Origin of the sequence: Mesorhizobium sp. M1428 (assembly GCF_040317515.1) — a bacterium.
Lineage (GTDB): Bacteria > Pseudomonadota > Alphaproteobacteria > Rhizobiales > Rhizobiaceae > Mesorhizobium.
The window spans coordinates 1-17680 of record NZ_JAMYKT010000010.1; the positions used below are offsets into that span (position 1 = coordinate 1).

A 17680-nucleotide genomic window follows, 5' to 3' on the forward strand; every position below is an offset into this window, starting at 1 on the left:
AGGCCTCCCCAACAAATAACAAAAGCCGACCGCGCGCCGCCCGCCGCACTTGGCTAGTCGCGCGTGTATGTCGAGCCCCGCGCCGGATTTTTTGCCCAGGGCCCCGGGCGGCCAGCCGCGGGGGGGCCCGCGGCAAGTCACGGATGTACTGGCGGTCGCGCGAGAAGCGCGCCGGAGCGGAAGACCCCGACAAGCCGAAGCAGCAGATTGCTGCCGGCCCGGCCAAAGCGCTCCCGATCAGGCTACCAAGCATGGGAAGGCGGGATTTTGTCCCGCCTTTTTGCTGTCTGGATTTTGACCGACGATTGGCGAAACCGCAGATACAGCGTCCTTCTCCCCGTCTCTATACGGGGAGAAGTGCCCGGCAGGGCGATGAGGGGCAGCGCAACGTATCAGGACTGCCCTTCGCCAAGCCAAGCACGATGTCACAACAAAGGCTGGCGCCGCCCCTCATCTGGCTGCCGCCATCTTCTCCCCGTATAGTGACGGGGAGAAGGACGCCTTCGCCGAAGTTTTCGCCAATCGGCGACGTTGCTCGGCCCAATGTTGCTCAGCAAGATTGGCGAGTTGCACTCAACCTACCCACTCCAGCGGCACATGCCCCGGGTCGGCCTCGACCCTTTTCAGCCAGGCGGCGACCGCCGGATAAGCGTCGAGCTGAAAGCCGCCCGTCTCGGCCGTATGCGTATAGGCATAGAGCGCGATGTCGGCGACGCTGAGCGCATTGCCGGCGAAGAAGCTGCTCCCGGCCAGGTGCTTGTCCATGACGCCGAGCGCCTTGTTGCCGCGCTCCAGCGTCATCGCCAGCCGCTCGGGCGTCGCGTCCCTCGCTCTTTCAGGGAAGGTCAGCAGCGCTCTGCGCACGGCGATATAAGGCTCGTGGCTGTATTGCTCGAAGAACAGCCATTGATAGGCCAGCGCGCGTTCATATCTGTCCGACGGCAGGAAGCGCGTGCCTTCGGCGAGATAGAGCAGGATGGCATTGGATTCGGCCAGCCGGCGGCCGTCGTCGAGTTCGAGCAGCGGCACCATGGCGTTCGGGTTTTTCGCGACATAGTCGGGCTTGCGCGTGTCGCCGGTGTGCGAACTGACCTCGACATTGGTGAAAGCGATGCCGAGCTTGGCCATCAACAGGCGCGGCTTATAGCAATTGCCGCTGTCGATCATTCCATAGAGTATCATCGGTGCTCCCCTTGCTCGCAACCACCCGTCTCGGGGTTTGATCCAGCCTCTATCGCGGCAGCGGCGGCTTCATCCAGTGATTTGTTTTGGCGTAACCATCAGCGCCGCTGATGCATTCATCCGAACAAGGGGATGACGTTGCTATCCCTGCCGAGCAGCCTGTCGATCGACAGCGGCTCCTCGTCGAACAGTGTACCGGCCAGCGCCGGCCGGGCGAGGTAAAAGCCCTGCAGCAGGTCGACGCCGCCATCCAGTGCGACGCGCAGGTGCGTGGCGTTCTCGACGCCTTCGACCAGCACCTTGGCGCCGCGGTCGTGCAGCGTCGAAACCAGCGGCCGGAAAAACCGCTCAGCGGCGGCATGGCGGCAGAATTCGGCGAACCAGGTGCCGTCGATCTTGACGATGTCGGGCTGCACCAGCGCTACCCTTTCTTCGGTAGAATGCCCGGTGCCGAAATCGTCGATGGCGATGCGGACGCCGTCGCGCCGCATCTCACGCGCCAGGCTGACAAGCACCTTATCGCCGGCGGCCTGCTCGGTGATCTCGCAGACCAGCATGCCGGGATGCAGGCCGAAATCCGCCAGATGCCTGGTCATCAGCCTGATTTCGGCCAACGCCCGTGCGGGGTCATCGTTGATCAGCGGATTGTAGTTGAAGAACAGGTCGAGCCCGTCGAGGCCGATGTTGCGGAAGTTGCGCAAATGCAGCACCCGGCACATGGTTTCGACAAACAGCCGATCCGCTGCCGGCACACCTTCGAAGAAGACTTGCGGCGCCACCGGCCTGCCTGCACGATGCGGCTCGATCAGTCCCTCGACCGCGACGGCGGCGAGAAACCTGCCGCGCGGCGCGAAGACCGGCTGGTAGGCGCTCCTCAGCCGGAATGCGCCGTAGACGCCATATTCGATGCCGACCTCGTCGGCAAAGATCGCCTCGCCGACCTTGCGCCGCATGTCTGCCCGCCCGGTCACGATGCCACCCTGCGGCCAAAGGCTCGCATCGGCCGCCGCGATGGCGAAACGGCGGTGGCCACCTTCTCCGTATCGGCCGGCACCGCGGCCGCCTGCCCGCTCTTTTCGAAGACGCGGAAGCTGGTCGGCGCAAGCTCGGGGCGCGCCAGTACATAGCCTTGCACCATCGAAGCGCCCGACTTTTCGGCGAGCTCGAGCTGCCAGCCCGTCTCTATGCCCTCGAACACCGTGCGGATGCCTTGCTCTTCGAAGCTTGTCACCATGGCGGTCAGCAAGGCGAAGCCGGCACCGGATTCCATCAGCGTCATGATCCAGTCGGCATCGAACTTGACGATGTCAGGCCTGGGTTCCTTGATGCGATTGATGTCGGACTCGTCGGCGCCGTAATCGTCGACGGCAATGCGCAAACCATTGCCCCTGAGCGCCTCGACAAAATTGTAGAGTGTTTCCTGCGACGCCGATTTCTGCTCGGTGACCTCGCAGACGACGCGGCGCGGATCGATGTCGGCCTCGTGCAGCACCAGCCGCATGTCGCGCAGCGCCTTGTCGGCGATGCTGCGGTCGGTGAACACCGATGGATCGAAGTTGATGAAGATGGAGGCGTCTCGCGGCAGGCAGGCGCCGGCGTTCAGAAGGTGCAGCGTCCGTGTCAGCGCCTCGATATGCAGGCGGTCGACCGCCGGACAGCTGTTGAAGAAACTCATTGGCGGCTGGGGCTCGCCTTCGCGGAACGGCCGGATCAGCCCCTCGAATGCGACGACGGAAAGCTTGCCCTTGTTGAAGGCGAAGATCGGCTGGAACGCGCTTTGCAGCGTATAGACCCCCCAGACACCGCTGGCGGTGCCGTCGTCATGGCGGATGATATGGGCAAGCCCGATGCTGCGCGTCACGGTTCCTCGCTGTGCGAGACTGGCGGACCGGCTACGGTCCTGCCGTTCAAGCTTTTACCGATCGTTGATGAATTTATCGTTGCCGGTGTTGCGCGCTGGCTCATTCGACAATGCCTGCGCTGGGCTTGCGCTTGACCAGATGATGCGACATGAGAGGCGCCGCGGCGCCTTCGCCGCGCCGGTCGTTCTGGAGATATCTGTCATGGCCTTTCTTGCCGACGTCCTTTCCCGCGTAAAGCCTTCCGCGACCATCGCGGTGACGCAGAAGGCGCGCGAGCTGAAAAACGCCGGCCGCGACGTGATCGGGCTGGGCGCCGGCGAGCCGGACTTCGACACCCCCGACAACATCAAGAACGCCGCGATCGAGGCCATCCGCCGCGGCGAGACGAAATACCCGCCGGTATCCGGCATCGTGCCGCTGCGCGATGCGATCGCGAAAAAATTCAAGCGCGAGAACAACCTCGACTACCGGCCGGAGCAGACCATCGTCGGCACCGGCGGCAAGCAGATCCTATTCAACGCCTTCATGGCGACGCTGAACCCCGGCGACGAGGTGATCATCCCGCGGCCCTACTGGGTGAGCTATCCTGAAATGGTGGCGATCTGCGGCGGCACCTCGGCCTTTGCCGACACCTCGATCGAGAACGGCTTCAAGCTGACGGCGGCCGTGCTGGAAAAGGCGATCACGCCGCGCACCAAATGGCTGCTGATGAACTCGCCGTCGAACCCCTCGGGCGCCGCCTATACCGAAGCGGAGCTCAAGAGCCTGGCAGACGTACTGTTGAAGCATCCCCATGTCTGGGTGCTGACCGACGACATGTACGAGCACCTGACCTATGGCGACTTCGTCTTCAAGACCATCGCCGAGGTCGAGCCTAAACTCTATGAGCGCACGTTGACCATGAACGGCGTGTCGAAGGCCTATGCCATGACCGGCTGGCGCATCGGCTATGCGGCAGGCCCGGTGCCGCTGATCAAGGCGATGGACATGATCCAGGGCCAGCAGACCTCCGGCGCCTGCACCATCGCCCAATGGGCGGCGGTGGAGGCACTGAACGGCCCGCAGGATTTCATCCCGAAGAACAAGGCGATCTTCCAGGGCCGGCGCGATCTCGTCGTCTCGATGCTCAACCAGGCGCGCGGCATCACCTCTCCCTCGCCGGAGGGTGCGTTCTACGTCTATCCCTCCTGTGCCCAGCTGATCGGCAGGAAGACCAAGAGCGGCAAGGTGATCGACAGCGACGAAACCTTCTGCTCGGAACTGCTCGAGGCCGAGGGCGTGGCGGTTGTTTTCGGCTCGGCCTTTGGCCTCGGCCCGAACTTCCGCATCTCCTACGCCACGTCGGAGGCTCTGCTCGAAGAGGCCTGCACGCGCATCCAGCGCTTTACCGCCTCGCTGGCCTGAGACCATTCAGCCGCCATACTGCTCGTCGCTGACCTTCTCCAGCCAGTCGACGTGCACACCGTCGAGCGCCTCCTGCATGGCGATGTGGGTCATCGCTGATTTCGGCGCGGCGCCGTGCCAGTGCTTTTCGCCGGCCGCAAAGGAGACGACGTCGCCGGCCGTGATCTCCTCGATCGGCCCGCCCCAGCTCTGCACGAGACCGGCACCGGACGTGACATAGAGCGTCTGGCCGAGCGGATGCGTGTGCCAGTGGGTGCGGGCGCCGGGCTCGAAGCTGACCAGCGTGGCGCGTAGCCGCGCCGGCGCCTCTTTCTCGATGATCGGCGTCTGCAAAACCCGGCCAGTGAAGTATTTTTCCGGCGCAACAATCGTCGGCACGCTGCCGCAGGCAATAATCTTCATCGTAGCAAGTCCTCGATCCAATCCAGTGTCTTAGAGCCTACCACTTTCGTCCGATGCCGGCTGCATCTCCTGCCGGCTACGGGCAAGGCGCGGCCAGAACAGGCCGGTCCGCGTGCGGTAAGCGTCGTAGGCATCGGCCAACCTTGTCCGCGAAAATTTTCGCTCTTCGTCCAGGGCTGCGATCACGTAGATCGTAACGATGCCGGCGACCGGCACCACCGCCCAGACCGACCAGGTCGCGATACCCCATCCGATCCAGAAGATGATGTAGGACGTGTAGAACGGATGGCGGAGGTGGAAATAGGGGCCTTCGGTCACCAGGCTGTCAGGATTGTCCGGATCGAACGCGAAACGCAGGCGCGCCTTGCGGGAGACCGAGATCGCCCACCAGAACAGCGCCGTACTTGCCAGTTGGATGGCGAGCCCGCCGATCTTCGCTGCAACCGGTTGCCGCTCGATCCACAGCAGTGCAAGGAAGAACAGCGCCGTGCCGACCACGACGGCCGAAATGATCATCGCGCCTTGGGACATGCTCGGCGACTGGAAATGCCCGCGCATCGACCAGGCATATTGGCCGAGCGTCGCGATGCTGCTGATCGAGACGAGAAGGTCAAGCGTGGATTCCATCATCAGGCTCCGGGGGTTAGCTGTGGTGGATTCGGTCATCATACCCGGCAGAAACCGAGAAATCATTTCTTAACCACCGTTCTAAACAACATGGTGACCTCGGCATGCGATGTTGACCTGGAGACAATCCCAAGGTCCAACCAGATATGGCCGTTTCCCACCGCACGATCCGCACGCCGCACGCGGATTTGCGCCTCAGCCAGTCGTCGGGACCCGGCATCCCGCTTGTCCTGATCCACGGCTCGGGCAGTTCGCGCGCCGTATTCGCCCGCCAGTTCGACAGCCCGTTGGCCGCTGCCCATCGGTTGATTGCCTTCGACCTGCCCGGCCATGGCGAATCCTCGGACGCCCGCGATCCGGCGACGGACTACACCATCGCCGGCCTTGCCCAATCAGCGGCTCAGCTCCTCGACGCCTTGGGGATCGGCCGCGCCGTCGTCTTCGGCTGGTCGCTTGGCGGGCACGTGGCAATCGAACTCGCGAGTTTCCACCGCGCCGTCGGCGGGCTGATGCTGACCGGCGCGCCGCCGGTATCGAAGGGCCCTTTCGGCATGCTGCGCGGCTTCCACGCGCATTGGGACATGCTGCTGGCGTCCAAAAAGACCTATTCCGAACGCGATGCCGAGCGCTTCGAGACGCTGTGTTTCGGCGACACCGCCGATCCGTCCTTCCGCAAAACCATCCTGCGCACCGACGGCCGGCTGCGCGCCGCCGTGACGCGCGGCATGCTCACCGGCAAGGGCGCCGACCAGAGACAGGTGGTCGAGCAGGCGGCATTTCCGGTGGCCATCGTCAATGGCGAGAACGACCCGTTCGTCCGGCTCGGCTATTTTGAGACGCTCGCCTACGGCTCGTTGTGGGAGCATTGCCACATCATTCCCGGTGCCGGGCATGCGCCTTTCTGGGAGCGTGCGGACCTGTTCAATCCGTTGCTCGCGCGCTTTGCCGAGACGGTGGCGGTGCAGCGCGTCGACGCAACGCCGCTGGCGTCGCGCCTAACCGGCACCGGCTGAACCCAGCCCCTCAACTTCAAATCCCTTCAACTTCAAATCCCTTGCCCTCCCGGCCTGCCCGTGGGACGATGCCTTTTGGGTAGGTGGCAAATTGAAAAAAGCCTCGCCCGCGACGGCCGACAGGCCGGCCGCCGCTCACAGGGAAACGCCTGAGTGGAGGTCAGCCATGGGTACTCGCGCCGGAGGACGACGCACGGGACCGAAATGCATTGCCATAGTCGGTCCCTTCGCAAGCGGTAAGACGACACTTCTCGAAGCCATACTCGCCCGTACAGGCGCCATTCCCCGCCAGAATCCCGTTTCGTCGGGAAATACCGTTTCCGATCATTCGCCCGAGGCGCGCGCTCACGGCATGAGCGTCGAGGCGACCTTCGCCACCACCGATTTCATGGGCGAGCCGTTCACCTTCGTCGATTGTCCCGGCTCCATCGAATTCTCCTTCGAAGCCGAGCCGGTGCTGGCCGCCTGTGACGTCGCCGTGGTCGTTGCCGAGGCCGACGAGAAGAAGATCCCTGCCCTGCAGCTGATCATGCGCAAGCTCGACGATCTCGGCGTGCCGCGCATGCTGTTCCTGAACAAGGTCGACAAGGCGATATCAGGCGTACGCGACACGCTGAAGATGCTGCAGCCGGCAAGCTCGGTGCCTCTGCTGCTGCGCCAGATCCCGCTGCGCAAGGACGGCGTCGTCATAGGCTCGATCGACCTTGCTCTGGAGCGTGCCTACATCTACCGCGAATATGCCGAGAGCGAGGTCGCCCAGATCCCGAGCGACGACAAGGCGCGCGAGCTCGAGGCGCGCTTTTCCATGCTGGAGACGCTCGCCGACCATGACGACCGCCTGATGGAGCAATTGCTGGACGAGATCGAACCGCCGAAGGACGCGATCTTCGACGACCTCGCCGCAGATCTGCGCGACGGCACGGTGACACCGGTGCTGATCGGCACCGCCGAGAAGGGCAATGGCGTGCTGCGCCTGTTGAAGGCCATCCGTCACGACGCACCCGACATCGAAGCGACGCGCCAGCGCCTCGGCGCTCCCGATGGCAATGCCACCGTGGTCCAGGTGATGAAGACCATCCACACCGCGCATGGCGGCAAGCTGTCGGTGTCGCGCATCCTGTCCGGCCAGGTCGCCGACGCCGCCGAGCTGTTCCTTCCCACCGGCGAGACAGCAAAGGTCTCCGGCATCTACAAGATGCTCGGCAAGGACCAGGTCAAGCTGACTTCGGCCAAGGCCGGCGACACGGTGGCGCTCGGCAAGCTGGACGCCGTCAGGACCTGCCAGACGCTGAGCTCGACCAAGGGCGGCATCAAGCCGCTGGTCACGCTGGCGCCGCCGCAACCGGTCTTCGCCTTCGCGCTACGGCCGAAGGAGCGCAAGGACGAGGTCAAGATGTCGGCGGCCATCCAGCGCCTGGCCGAGGAAGATCCCTCGCTCAACTTGCATCACAACCAGGATTCCGCCGAAACCGTGCTTTCCGGTCATGGCGAGATGCATCTGCGCGTCGTGCGCGAGCGGCTGGAAGGCAAGAACCAGATCCCGGTCGAAGGCCATGTGCCGGCCGTGCCCTATCGGGAGACGATCCGTAAAGCGACGCAGCAGCGCGGCCGCCACAAGAAACAGTCGGGCGGCCACGGCCAGTTCGGCGACGTGGTGCTGGAGATCAAGCCGCTGCCGCGCGGGTCAGGCTTCCAGTTCACCGATACGATCACCGGCGGCGTCGTCCCGAAGACCTACATCCAGTCGGTCGAGACCGGCGTGCGCGATTACCTGAAATCCGGCCCGCTCGGCTTCCCGGTCGTCGATGTTGCCGTCAACCTTTCCGACGGCTCCTACCATGCGGTCGATTCCTCCGACATGGCCTTCCAGATGGCGGCGAAGCTGGCGATGAAGGAAGGCATGGCCGCCTGTTCGCCGGTGCTGCTCGAACCGGTGATGAAGGTCGAGATCGTCACGCCGTCTGATGCGACGTCGAAGATCATCGCGCTGATCCCGCAGCGGCGCGGCCAGATCCTCGGCTACGACGCGCGGCCGGATTGGCCGGGATGGGACGTCGTCGAGGCGACCATGCCGCAGGCCGAGATCGGCGACCTCATCATCGAGCTGCGCTCGGCCACGGCGGGTGTCGCCAGCTATCGGGCCGTCTTCGACCACATGGCCGAACTCACCGGCCGGTTGGCCGACGAAGCGCTGAACGCCAACGGCAAGGCCGCCTGAAACGGCAGCTTGCGGCAAGAACGCTAATGCATGTCGCGCAAAAGTGTGCAGCGGTTTTGCGATAACGACATGCTTCAAACAAGGAAACGGCGCCCGGATCATTCGGGCGCCGTTTCGTTGCGGACCGTCTTCGTGGGAGGCGAAACGGCAGGTCCGCCGCATACTTGCCGCCGGTGCCCGGCGGCGGAGGAAGGTTCGGACGCGGTAGCTGCCTGAGCCCGGATCGTCCGAGTGATGCCCCCATCCCCCGGACGAGCCACACCGCGTCCTATGCTCTTCTTAATCGATTTGGCGCGCCCGCGGCATGTTACCCGAGGTTACATGTCACTGTTACGCGACCGTTCCGGCCGATTTTCTGGCGATGTGTTGGTTTCGGGCAACAAAAAAGCCGGATCAATGAAGACCCGGCTGAGTTTGATTGGAAGTGCCTGTTAAGGCTAACCTCCAGAGGGGAACACTCGAGAGCGCTAATGGGAGGAGAACGCGCTCAGGAGATGAGCTATATATGTGCTCTTCATGCCCAAGAAACAAGCATCTATTTTGCAACACACACATGCAAAAAGGCGCCGGCTGTGGTCTAATCGGTCCTGAAGCGCAATAGGACCAGTTGAATCGCTGAAATACGGCGTGCGGCAAGGCAAAAATCGATCCACAGCCGCGAATCAGCAGCGATTCCTGCTCTGAAAGTCGAAAAACGCAGGATGACGTGGAATCGTGCAGCATGCGTTTGTTTTTTCGGCAGCCAGACGCTGCTGGTGCATGCCGCCCAAAAGCCCGCCATCGAGCTTGAGCTGAGGGTGCAGCGGTTTGGGTTACATGCCGGACAAGACCTGAAGCGTGTTGCGGGAGACCGTTCAAGGGCGCGCCCGTAAGGAGACCTACATGCGGGCCGCTTCGGCGATCGCCGGTAGCGTCATCTTCCTTGCTGCAGCGCCCGGCGTGGTCGCCGGACTGCTGCCTTGGCTGCTGACCGACCGTTATGGCCTGCCCTGGTCGAGACTGCCCGGTTTCGTTCCTGTGGGCTGGCTGCTGGTTATCGCCGGCACAGCCGTGCTGCTGCATGCCTTTGCCCGGTTTGCCCTGGAGGGCCTGGGTACGCCAGCCCCGGTCGCGCCGACCGAAAGGCTGGTCGTCGGCGGCATCTACCGCCATGTCCGCAACCCGATGTACGTCGCCGTGCTGTCGATCATCCTCGGCCAGGCACTGCTGTTTTCCAGCCGGACGGTCGCCGCCTATCTAGTCATCGCCGCGGCCGCTATGATCTCCTTCGTGAAACTATATGAGGAACCGACGCTTGTCCGCCGCTACGGTGACGAATACGAGGCCTACCGCCGCGCCGTACCAGGCTGGCTTCCCCGCCTGACACCTTGGCGCGGGTAATTTCTGGACGCCGACAATTGGCGAAACCGGCGATACGGCCCCCTTCTCCCGTCACTATACGGGGAGAAGGGCCCGGCAGGGCGATGAGGGGCGGCGCAACATATCAGGACTGCCCATCGCCGAGCCAAGCCAAGTACGACAAAGGCTGGTGCCGCCCCTAATCTGGCTGCCGCCATCTACAGTGACGGGGAGAAGGACGCTTTCACCGAGCTTTCGTCAATCGCCGGCGTTGCTCGGAAAAGTCGGCGCGCTCCTAGAGGCTAAAACGACCAGCTGCGCGCCTTGGCGATGATGAAATCGCGGAAGACATGCAGCTTCGCCTGGTTCTTCATCGCGTCGGGATAGGCGAAATAGGTATCGAAGGACGGCACTTCGGTTTCGGGCAGCAACTGCACCAGCCCGGAATCCTTGCTGACCACGTAATCGGGCAGCATGGCGATGCCGGCGCCGCCCTGCACCGCCCGCTTGATCGACAGGATGTCGTTGATCTGCAGCGTCGGCACCCTTTGCCCGCCTTCGAAATCGCCGACCGTCTCCAGCCAGTTCAGTTCCGACAGATGCGCCGGCACCGGCACGCCGAAGGTGACGATACGATGGGTCTTCAGCTCGGCGATCGAATTCGGCTTGCCGTATTTGTTCACATAGGATGGCGCCGCGTAGAGATGGAAATGCACTGTGAACAGGCGGCGCTGGATGAGGTCCGGCTGCTGCGGCTGGCGCAGCCTGATGGCGCAGTCGGCCTGGCGCATTGTGAGATCGAGTTCCTCATTGGCCAGGATGAGCTGCAGGCTGACCTCGGGATAGAGCTCGATGAATTCCTGCACGCGCTCGGTCAGCCAGCCGGCGCCGAGGCCGACCGTGGTCGTCACCCTGAGCACGCCGGAGGGCCGGTCCTTGGTTTCGGTCAGCCGCGACTTGATGGTTTCGAGCTTCATCAGCACGTCGTGCGCCGTGCGGAACAGCATCTCGCCCTGCTCGGTCAGCACCAGGCCGCGGGCGTGGCGATTGAACAGCGGCACGCCGACATCATGCTCGAGCGCGCTGACCTGCCGGGAGATTGCCGATTGCGACAAATGCAGTGTTTCCGCGGCATGGGTGAACGACCCCGCTTCCGCTGCGGCGTGAAACACGCGTAGCTTGTCCCAATCCAACGCCATGATTTCCCCTCGTCCTGTTTTCTGGCGTCCGCCTGTTATGGCGTCTGAATGAAAAATCAGGCTTTTGCGCGGCTCTTCTCAGCCGCTTGTCGAACAATCACTCCGCCGCTTCGCGGTGAACCTCGATCCCTGCCAGATATTTTTCCGCCTCGAGCGCGGCCATGCAACCGAGCCCCGCCGCCGTCACCGCCTGGCGGTAGATATCGTCGGTCACGTCGCCGGCGGCAAACACGCCCGGCATGTCGGTGCGGGTCGAATCCGGCGCCGTCCACAGATAGCCGTTCGGCTTCTGCTTCAGCTTGCCGGCAAACAGCTCGACCGCCGGCGCGTGGCCGATCGCCACGAACACGCCGTCGACCACCAGATGCATCTCCTGCCCGGTCACCACGTTGCGCAGCTTCAGCCCTTCGACCGAAGGCGGCAGCGGCGCCTTGCCGGGCCGGCCGGTGATCTCGTCGACCACCGTGTCCCAGATGACGCGGACATTGTCTTTCTGGAGCAGCCGCTCGCGCAGGATGCGCTCGGCGCGGAAATCGCTGCGCCTGTGGATGACGGTGACGCTCTTGGCCAGGTTGGAGAGATAGAGCGCTTCCTCCACCGCCGAATTGCCGCCGCCGATCACCGCGACATCCTTGCCGCGGTAGAAGAAGCCGTCGCAGGTGGCGCAGGCCGAAACGCCAAACCCCATGAAGGTATGTTCGCTCGGGATGCCCAGCCACTTCGCCTGGGCACCGGTGGCGATGATCAGAGCGTCGGCGGTATAGATCGTGCCAGAATCGCCCTTGGCGCGGAACGGCCGCACGTTGAGGTCGACCTCGGTGATGATGTCGTTGACGATATCGGTGCCGACATGCTCGGCCTGCCTGAGCATTTCGCTCATCAGCCATGGACCCTGGATCGGTTCGGAGAAGCCCGGATAGTTTTCGACGTCGGTGGTGATCATCAGTTGCCCGCCCTGCTGCAGGCCGGCGACCAGCATCGGCTTGAGCATGGCGCGGGCGGCATAGATCGCCGCCGTATAACCGGCGGGGCCGGAGCCGATGATGAGAACAGGCGCGTGCTTGGTGATCATGAAAAACCTCTGCGGGGAGCAGCCATGGATTGTGGCATGAACTCTCGTCGATTGTTGCGCGTAATGTAAGTGTTGCCTGCGACGCCAGCAAGGCAAGTTGCCGTTCGTCCCCGGAAAGCTTCGGCGACGGCGACGGCGACAAGCAACCCCCAGCAAGATGATGCGAAAATCCTCGATCCAGCGGATGGAATAGACAGCAAAGTCGTTTAACTACAAAGTCGCGAAAGATTCTTTCGCGTCACCACGGAAGCCACCATGCCGATCAAGGCCGATCTCGATGCCATCGACTGGAAGATCCTGCGCGAGCTTCAGCAGGACGGACGCATGACCAATGTCGAACTGTCGGGCCGCGTCGGCATTTCGGCGCCGCCGTGCCTGCGCCGCGTCCGGCGATTGGAAGAGGCCGGTATCATCCGCGGCTACCGCGCTTTGCTCAACGCACCGGCGCTCGGCCTCGACGTCGTCGCCTTCTGCCTGATCGGCCTGCATCACCAGGCCGACGCCGAGCTCAAGACCTTCGCCGAGCGCACCCGCGGCTGGCCGATCGTGCGCGATGCCTGGATGGTGTCGGGCGAATCCGATTTCCTGCTGCATTGCGTGGCGAGTGATCTCGGCACCTTCCAGACCTTCGTCATCGAGGAACTGGCCTCGGCCCCCAATGTCGACACGGTGCGAACCGCGCTGACCATCCGCCGGGTCAAGGATGAAGGTTTAGTGGCGTTCAATGCCTGATCGGGACCACAGCAACCGAAGCTTTGATATTCGACAATAGGAATTCTAAAACACCTATAATATTAATTCCAATATTAATATTCTAATAAATCTGATCGATTTAGGTAAAACTTCCAATATAATTGCCAGTTTAATTCATATTATCGTCTGCACTTACACTCCGAAATTAGACAGGCGAAGCGTTGAGCACGACAGCACTGACACGCTCAATGTCGGCAAGCGACTGGGGGCAGTTGCTGCTTCTGGGTTTTCTGTGGGGCGGCACCTTCTTCTTCGCGCGCATCGCGGTAGCCGAGATCCCGCCACTTGCCCTTGTCCTTTATCGGGTGTCGATCGCCGCCTTGGTCCTGCATTTATGGCTGAGGACGCGCGGCATTTCCTTCGCTCCCGCACTGGCGAGGCCCGGCCCCTTCCTGTGCCTGGCTTTGCTCAACAACGTGATTCCATTCTCCCTGATCTTCACAGGACAAACCGAGATTGGTGCGGGTCTTGCCTCTATCTTCTATGCAACAACACCTCTCTGGACGATCCTCGTTGCAAACCTGCTGACGGCGGATGAGAAATTGTCGGCGACCAAGCTTGCGGGAGTGGGGCTCGGAATCGCCGGAGCCGCCCTCATGATCGGCCCCGGGCTGCTGTCCAATCTTGGTGGCCCTGCCTGGGCGAAGCTCGCCGTGATCGGGGCGGCCATCTCCTACGGCTTCGGCGTCGTCTACGCCAAACGTTTCAAGAACATGAAGCCATCTGTGGTGGCGACCGGCCAACTCACTGCCTCCACCATAGTCATGTTACCGATCGTTTTCCTTCTCTACAGTCCGGAGGCGATCGTGACGTCAAGCGTCCCCATATGGGCGGCAGTGGCTGTTCTCGCGGTCTTCACGACGGCGCTGGCATTCATCCTCTATTTCAACCTGATCGCCTCGGCCGGAGCGACAAACGCTTCCCTCGTGACGCTTCTGGTGCCTGCCAGCGCGATCCTGCTTGGCACGGTGTTTCTCGGGGAAAGGCTGGAGCCGTTCGAGTTCGCGGGGATGACATTGATCATTGCGAGCCTGCTCATCATCGATGGCCGGCTTTTTCGCCGCTGGATGACGCAAAAATCCTGACTTCATCAGGCCGACGCCGAGCTCAAGACCTTCGCCGAGCGCACCCGCGGCTGGCCGATCTTACGCGAGGCGTGGATGGTGTCGGGCGAGTCCGATTTCCTGCTGCATTGCGTGGCGAGCGATCTCGGCGCCTTCCAGACCTTCGTCATTGAGGAACTGGCCTCGGTCCCAAATGTCGATACGGTGCGAACCGCGCTGACCATCCGCCGGGTTAAGGATGAACGGCTGGTGGCGTTTTCAGCTTGAGAGACCAGGCAAAGCGCCTGAGAGACAAAAACCGGAAACAAAAAAACCCGCCTCGGCGGGCGGGTCGTCGGTGGGAATCATCACCATACCCAAATTAGTAGCATAGCTGCCGGCACAAAGCAAGAACAAAATGTGGCGGCCTCGACGAATTTGCCGATCTCCCCCCTTGCGGGGGAGATGCCCGGCAGGGCAGAGGGGGGTGTGACGGATCGCCAAACGTCCGATTTCGACTCTCTACCTACCCAAATCAGCCCGTTGGCCGAGGATTGCTGTAATTGCTTGACAGGTCGGAGGGGCAGCACCCCCCTCTGGCCTGCCGGCCATCTCCCCCGCGGGGGGAGATTGCAGCTTCGCCGACGGCATCAACTCCGAATGCCCGATCACCCCACGTCGCAGAGGCGCGTTTCGACCATTTCGCAGAGATGGTGGTAGAGGCACAAATGCCCCTGCTGGATGATCGGCGTCGAGGTCGAGGGTACGCTGAGCAGGACGTCGGAGAGCGGCTTCAGCTTGCCGCCGGTCTCCCCGGTCAGGCTGATCACCGTCATGCCCATCATGCGCGCTTGTTGGGCGGCGGCGAGGATGCTTGGCGAATTGCCGCTGGTCGAGATGGCGAGCAGCACGGCGCCCGCCGCGCCATGCGCCTCGACCTGGCGTGCAAACACCGTGTCGAAGCCGTAATCATTGCCCCAGGCGGTCAGCACCGCCGCGTTGGCCGGCAGCGCGATGACGTTGTAGGCCTTGCGCTCCCTGAGGAAGCGGCCGACCAGCTCGCCGGCGATGTGGATGGCGTCGCTGGCCGAGCCGCCATTGCCGGCTATCAGCAGCGCCTTGCCCTGCGAAAGCGCGGCGACGACGGCGCTGACCGCCCGCTCCATCTCGCGGGTCAGGTCGCGCTCGACCATTGCCGAGATCGCGGCCGCCGAGCGGGCCAGGTAATCGTTCAGTTCGGACATGAAACCCTCAGTTCCCGGCGCGTAGTTTACCGATGGTGCCGGTGGTGCTCTTGCCGGCGACGAGGTCGACCAGCACGACGCGCCCGCCGGCCTTCTGCACCACATCGGCGCCAACCACCTGATCGACCGTATAGTCGGCGCCCTTGACCAGTATGTCGGGGCTCAGCGCCTCGATCAGCGAAAGCGGCGTATCCTCCTCGAAGATGACGACGGCGTCGACCGAGGCAAGTGCTGCCAGCACGCAGGCCCGGTCATGCTGGTCGTTGACCGGGCGCCCCGGCCCTTTCAGCCGGCGCACCGAGGCATCGCTGTTGAGGCCGAGCACCAGCCGGTCGCACTGGCTGCGCGCCGCATGCAACAGGCTGACATGGCCCGCATGCAGAATATCGAAACAGCCATTGGTGAAACCGACGCTCAAGCCCTCGTCTTTCCAGCCCGCCACCAGCCGCGCCGCGGCGGCGGCATCGAGGATGGCATCCTTGTGGGCAACCGGGCCGTGCGAGCGAAACAGCGCACCGGTGAGTTCCTCGATCGTCAGCCGCGCGGTGCCGCGCTTGCCGACCACAACGCCGCCGGCGGCGTTGGCGATCGATCCGGCCATGACGCGATCCGCCCCTGCCGCCAGCGCCAGCGCGAAGGTCGCGATCACCGTATCGCCCGCGCCCGAAACGTCGAACACTTCGCGCGCCTGCGTGGCGATATGGCGGGCGTCGTCCGCACCGACGACGCTCATGCCCTTTTCGCTGCGCGTCGCGACGACGAAATCGAAACCGTGCGCCGAAATCAGCCGGCGCGCCGCCGCCTCGATCTCGTCGTCGGCAAATACTGCGCGGCCGACCGCCTCGCCGAGTTCCTTGCGATTGGGCGTGATTGCCGTCGCGCCGGCATAACGCGCATAGTCGCTGCCCTTCGGATCGACCAGCACCGGCTTGCCCGCTTCCCGGCAGATCGAGATCAGTTCGCCGGCGACGCCGTCGAGCAGCACGCCCTTGCCATAGTCGGACAGGATGACGATGTCGGCGCGCGCCAGCGCTTCGCGAAAATGCCCGACCAATGTCGCGCGCTCGGCATCGCCCAGCGGCTTGATTTCCTCTTCGTCGAAACGCAGCACCTGCTGGTTGAGCGCGCTGAAGCGGCTCTTGGACGAGGTCATGCGATCGGCATCCTGCGCCAGCCCGCCGGTGTCGACGCGAAATTCGCCGAGCATGCGCATGACGTTCTTGCCGGCCTCGTCAGCGCCGATCACCGAGACCGGTATGACGGCAGCGCCGAGAGAAACGATGTTGGCGACGACATTGCCGGCACCGCCCATCGCCAGCGTTTCGCCGCGCCCGTGCAGCACGGGGATCGGCGCTTCCGGCGAAATGCGCTCGATCACGCCGTTGACGAAACGGTCGAGGATGAAATCGCCAACCACCAGCACGGTGGCGCTGCCGAAGCGCGAAATGGCGCGGTGAAGAGGTTCGGGAGAGGGCAGCTTGATCATGTCAACGCGCGGGAGGGCCGATTTTCAGTGACGGGAAATTCGATTGGCAGGGCCGGCCGTTCATGGCGATGCCGATATACCGCAATTTCAGCCGACGCAACGCCGGGGGTTTGACCGATCGCGGCGGCGAGACAGTGCGTCAGCTTTTTTGCAACGCGACATGCACGCCCAGCCCGACGAGCACCGCACCGCCGGCGCGCCGCATCAGGCGCTGCGCCCGGCTCGACTGCCGCAGCCTGGCGATCACCGCGCCGGCCAGTATCACGCAAACAATGTCGGCCGACGAGAACATCAAATTGACGATCGTTCCAAGCACGACGAACTGCAGCCAGACCGGAAAGACTGCCGAGGCATCGATGAATTGCGGCAGGAACGCCATGAAGAAAATCGCCGTTTTTGGGTTGAGCACCTCGACGGCAACGCTCTCGAAAAAGGCGCGGCGGGCGGATTTCGGCTGAATTCCCGGCAAGACAACGTCACCTTGCGCCTTGGCGCGAAACAACGAAACACCGAGCCAGATCAGATACAGCGCACCGACCAGCTTGACCGCCATGTAAAGCACCGGCACGGCATGGAAAAGCACCGACAGGCCAACGGCGGCGGCGAAGACATGAACGTAGCCGCCAAGATGGATGCCGAGCGCCGCCATCAGGCCGGACCAGCGGCCGCGCGCCATGGTTTGCGCGGCGGCATAGAGCATGGCGGGACCGGGGATATAGGCGAAGATCGCCGTCGTGGCGAAAAAGGCGACAAGCAGTTCGGTTGACGGCATTACCTTGCTCCTGTCGCCGATCGGCCGGCAGGCCGACTGAAACGTGACCTTTGCGGCGTCACTAT

16 protein-coding genes and 1 pseudogene are annotated in these 17680 nt (G+C 63.3%); 7 read left to right on the plus strand and 10 right to left on the minus strand.

The genetic code is table 11. From position 1 onward, the window contains the following. Positions 1-573: 573 nt before the first annotated feature. From NKG60_RS15755 to NKG60_RS15765, 3 genes are all read right to left on the minus strand, one after another. Positions 574-1182 carry a glutathione S-transferase family protein gene (locus NKG60_RS15755; protein ID WP_352670661.1) on the minus strand — a complete coding sequence of 203 codons (609 nt, stop codon included), beginning with the start codon at positions 1180-1182 and terminating at the stop codon, positions 574-576. Between the two features lie 116 nt (positions 1183-1298). Further along, entirely contained in the window at positions 1299-2153 is an 855-nt protein-coding gene (locus NKG60_RS15760; protein WP_352670658.1) for an EAL domain-containing protein, read from the minus strand. Continuing rightward, complete coding sequence (locus tag NKG60_RS15765) at positions 2150-3043, minus strand: EAL domain-containing protein (protein WP_352975123.1); 894 nt, start codon at positions 3041-3043, stop codon at positions 2150-2152. Before NKG60_RS15765 ends, NKG60_RS15760 begins: the two co-directional genes overlap by 4 nt. 202 nt (positions 3044-3245) lie before the next feature. On the opposite strand from NKG60_RS15765, the gene NKG60_RS15770 reads away from it, so the two are divergent. Continuing rightward, positions 3246-4448: a pyridoxal phosphate-dependent aminotransferase gene (locus NKG60_RS15770; RefSeq protein ID WP_352975124.1), complete on the plus strand. Its 1203-nt coding sequence runs from the start codon at positions 3246-3248 to the stop codon at positions 4446-4448. A gap of 6 nt (positions 4449-4454) precedes the next feature. On the opposite strand, the gene NKG60_RS15775 is transcribed toward NKG60_RS15770, so the two are convergent. Together NKG60_RS15775 and NKG60_RS15780 are read right to left on the minus strand one after the other, a co-directional pair. Next, complete coding sequence (locus tag NKG60_RS15775; RefSeq protein WP_352670653.1) at positions 4455-4850, minus strand: (R)-mandelonitrile lyase; 396 nt, start codon at positions 4848-4850, stop codon at positions 4455-4457. A 30-nt stretch (positions 4851-4880) separates the two neighbouring features. Further along, entirely contained in the window at positions 4881-5477 is a 597-nt protein-coding gene (locus tag NKG60_RS15780; protein WP_352670650.1) for a methyltransferase family protein, read from the minus strand. A gap of 146 nt (positions 5478-5623) precedes the next feature. Here NKG60_RS15780 and NKG60_RS15785 point away from each other — a divergent pair, with 146 nt between their 5' ends. The 3 genes from NKG60_RS15785 (at position 5624) to NKG60_RS15795 (ending at position 10088) form a co-directional block, all read left to right on the plus strand. Then, on the plus strand, positions 5624-6490 hold the full coding sequence (locus NKG60_RS15785) for an alpha/beta fold hydrolase (protein ID WP_352670648.1): 867 nt from the start codon (positions 5624-5626) through the stop codon (positions 6488-6490). 166 nt (positions 6491-6656) lie between these two features. Beyond that, on the plus strand, positions 6657-8708 hold the full coding sequence (locus tag NKG60_RS15790; protein ID WP_352670645.1) for an elongation factor G: 2052 nt from the start codon (positions 6657-6659) through the stop codon (positions 8706-8708). Between the two features lie 882 nt (positions 8709-9590). Further along, entirely contained in the window at positions 9591-10088 is a 498-nt protein-coding gene (locus tag NKG60_RS15795; RefSeq protein WP_352670642.1) for a methyltransferase family protein, read from the plus strand. Between the two features lie 260 nt (positions 10089-10348). Here NKG60_RS15795 and NKG60_RS15800 read toward each other — a convergent pair whose 3' ends face one another. Together NKG60_RS15800 and trxB are read right to left on the minus strand one after the other, a co-directional pair. Then, the gene (locus NKG60_RS15800) at positions 10349-11245 is read right to left on the minus strand and encodes a LysR family transcriptional regulator (RefSeq protein WP_023678345.1); all 897 of its coding nucleotides are present in this window, start codon (positions 11243-11245) and stop codon (positions 10349-10351) included. Between the two features lie 97 nt (positions 11246-11342). Then, the gene (gene trxB / locus NKG60_RS15805) at positions 11343-12317 is read right to left on the minus strand and encodes a thioredoxin-disulfide reductase (RefSeq protein ID WP_352670639.1); all 975 of its coding nucleotides are present in this window, start codon (positions 12315-12317) and stop codon (positions 11343-11345) included. A gap of 255 nt (positions 12318-12572) precedes the next feature. On the opposite strand from trxB, the gene NKG60_RS15810 reads away from it, so the two are divergent. The 3 genes and pseudogenes from NKG60_RS15810 to NKG60_RS15820 form a co-directional block, all read left to right on the plus strand. Next, on the plus strand, positions 12573-13049 hold the full coding sequence (locus NKG60_RS15810; protein ID WP_352670636.1) for an Lrp/AsnC family transcriptional regulator: 477 nt from the start codon (positions 12573-12575) through the stop codon (positions 13047-13049). Between the two features lie 209 nt (positions 13050-13258). Beyond that, positions 13259-14155: a DMT family transporter gene (locus NKG60_RS15815; RefSeq protein WP_352670634.1), complete on the plus strand. Its 897-nt coding sequence runs from the start codon at positions 13259-13261 to the stop codon at positions 14153-14155. A gap of 3 nt (positions 14156-14158) precedes the next feature. Beyond that, a pseudogene (locus NKG60_RS15820) lies at positions 14159-14401 on the plus strand (Lrp/AsnC ligand binding domain-containing protein); the annotation flags it as partial. A gap of 380 nt (positions 14402-14781) precedes the next feature. Here the strand turns inward: NKG60_RS15820 and NKG60_RS15825 are convergent. The 3 genes from NKG60_RS15825 to NKG60_RS15835 all read right to left on the minus strand — a co-directional run bounded on the left by NKG60_RS15825 (position 14782) and on the right by NKG60_RS15835 (position 17615). Beyond that, entirely contained in the window at positions 14782-15357 is a 576-nt protein-coding gene (locus NKG60_RS15825; protein WP_352670631.1) for a D-sedoheptulose-7-phosphate isomerase, read from the minus strand. Between the two features lie 7 nt (positions 15358-15364). Next, a complete protein-coding gene (gene rfaE1 / locus NKG60_RS15830; RefSeq protein WP_352670629.1) occupies positions 15365-16843 on the minus strand; it encodes a D-glycero-beta-D-manno-heptose-7-phosphate kinase in 1479 nt (492 codons plus the stop codon). A gap of 139 nt (positions 16844-16982) precedes the next feature. After that, complete coding sequence (locus NKG60_RS15835) at positions 16983-17615, minus strand: LysE family translocator (protein ID WP_352670626.1); 633 nt, start codon at positions 17613-17615, stop codon at positions 16983-16985. Between the last annotated feature and the right edge of the window lie 65 nt (positions 17616-17680).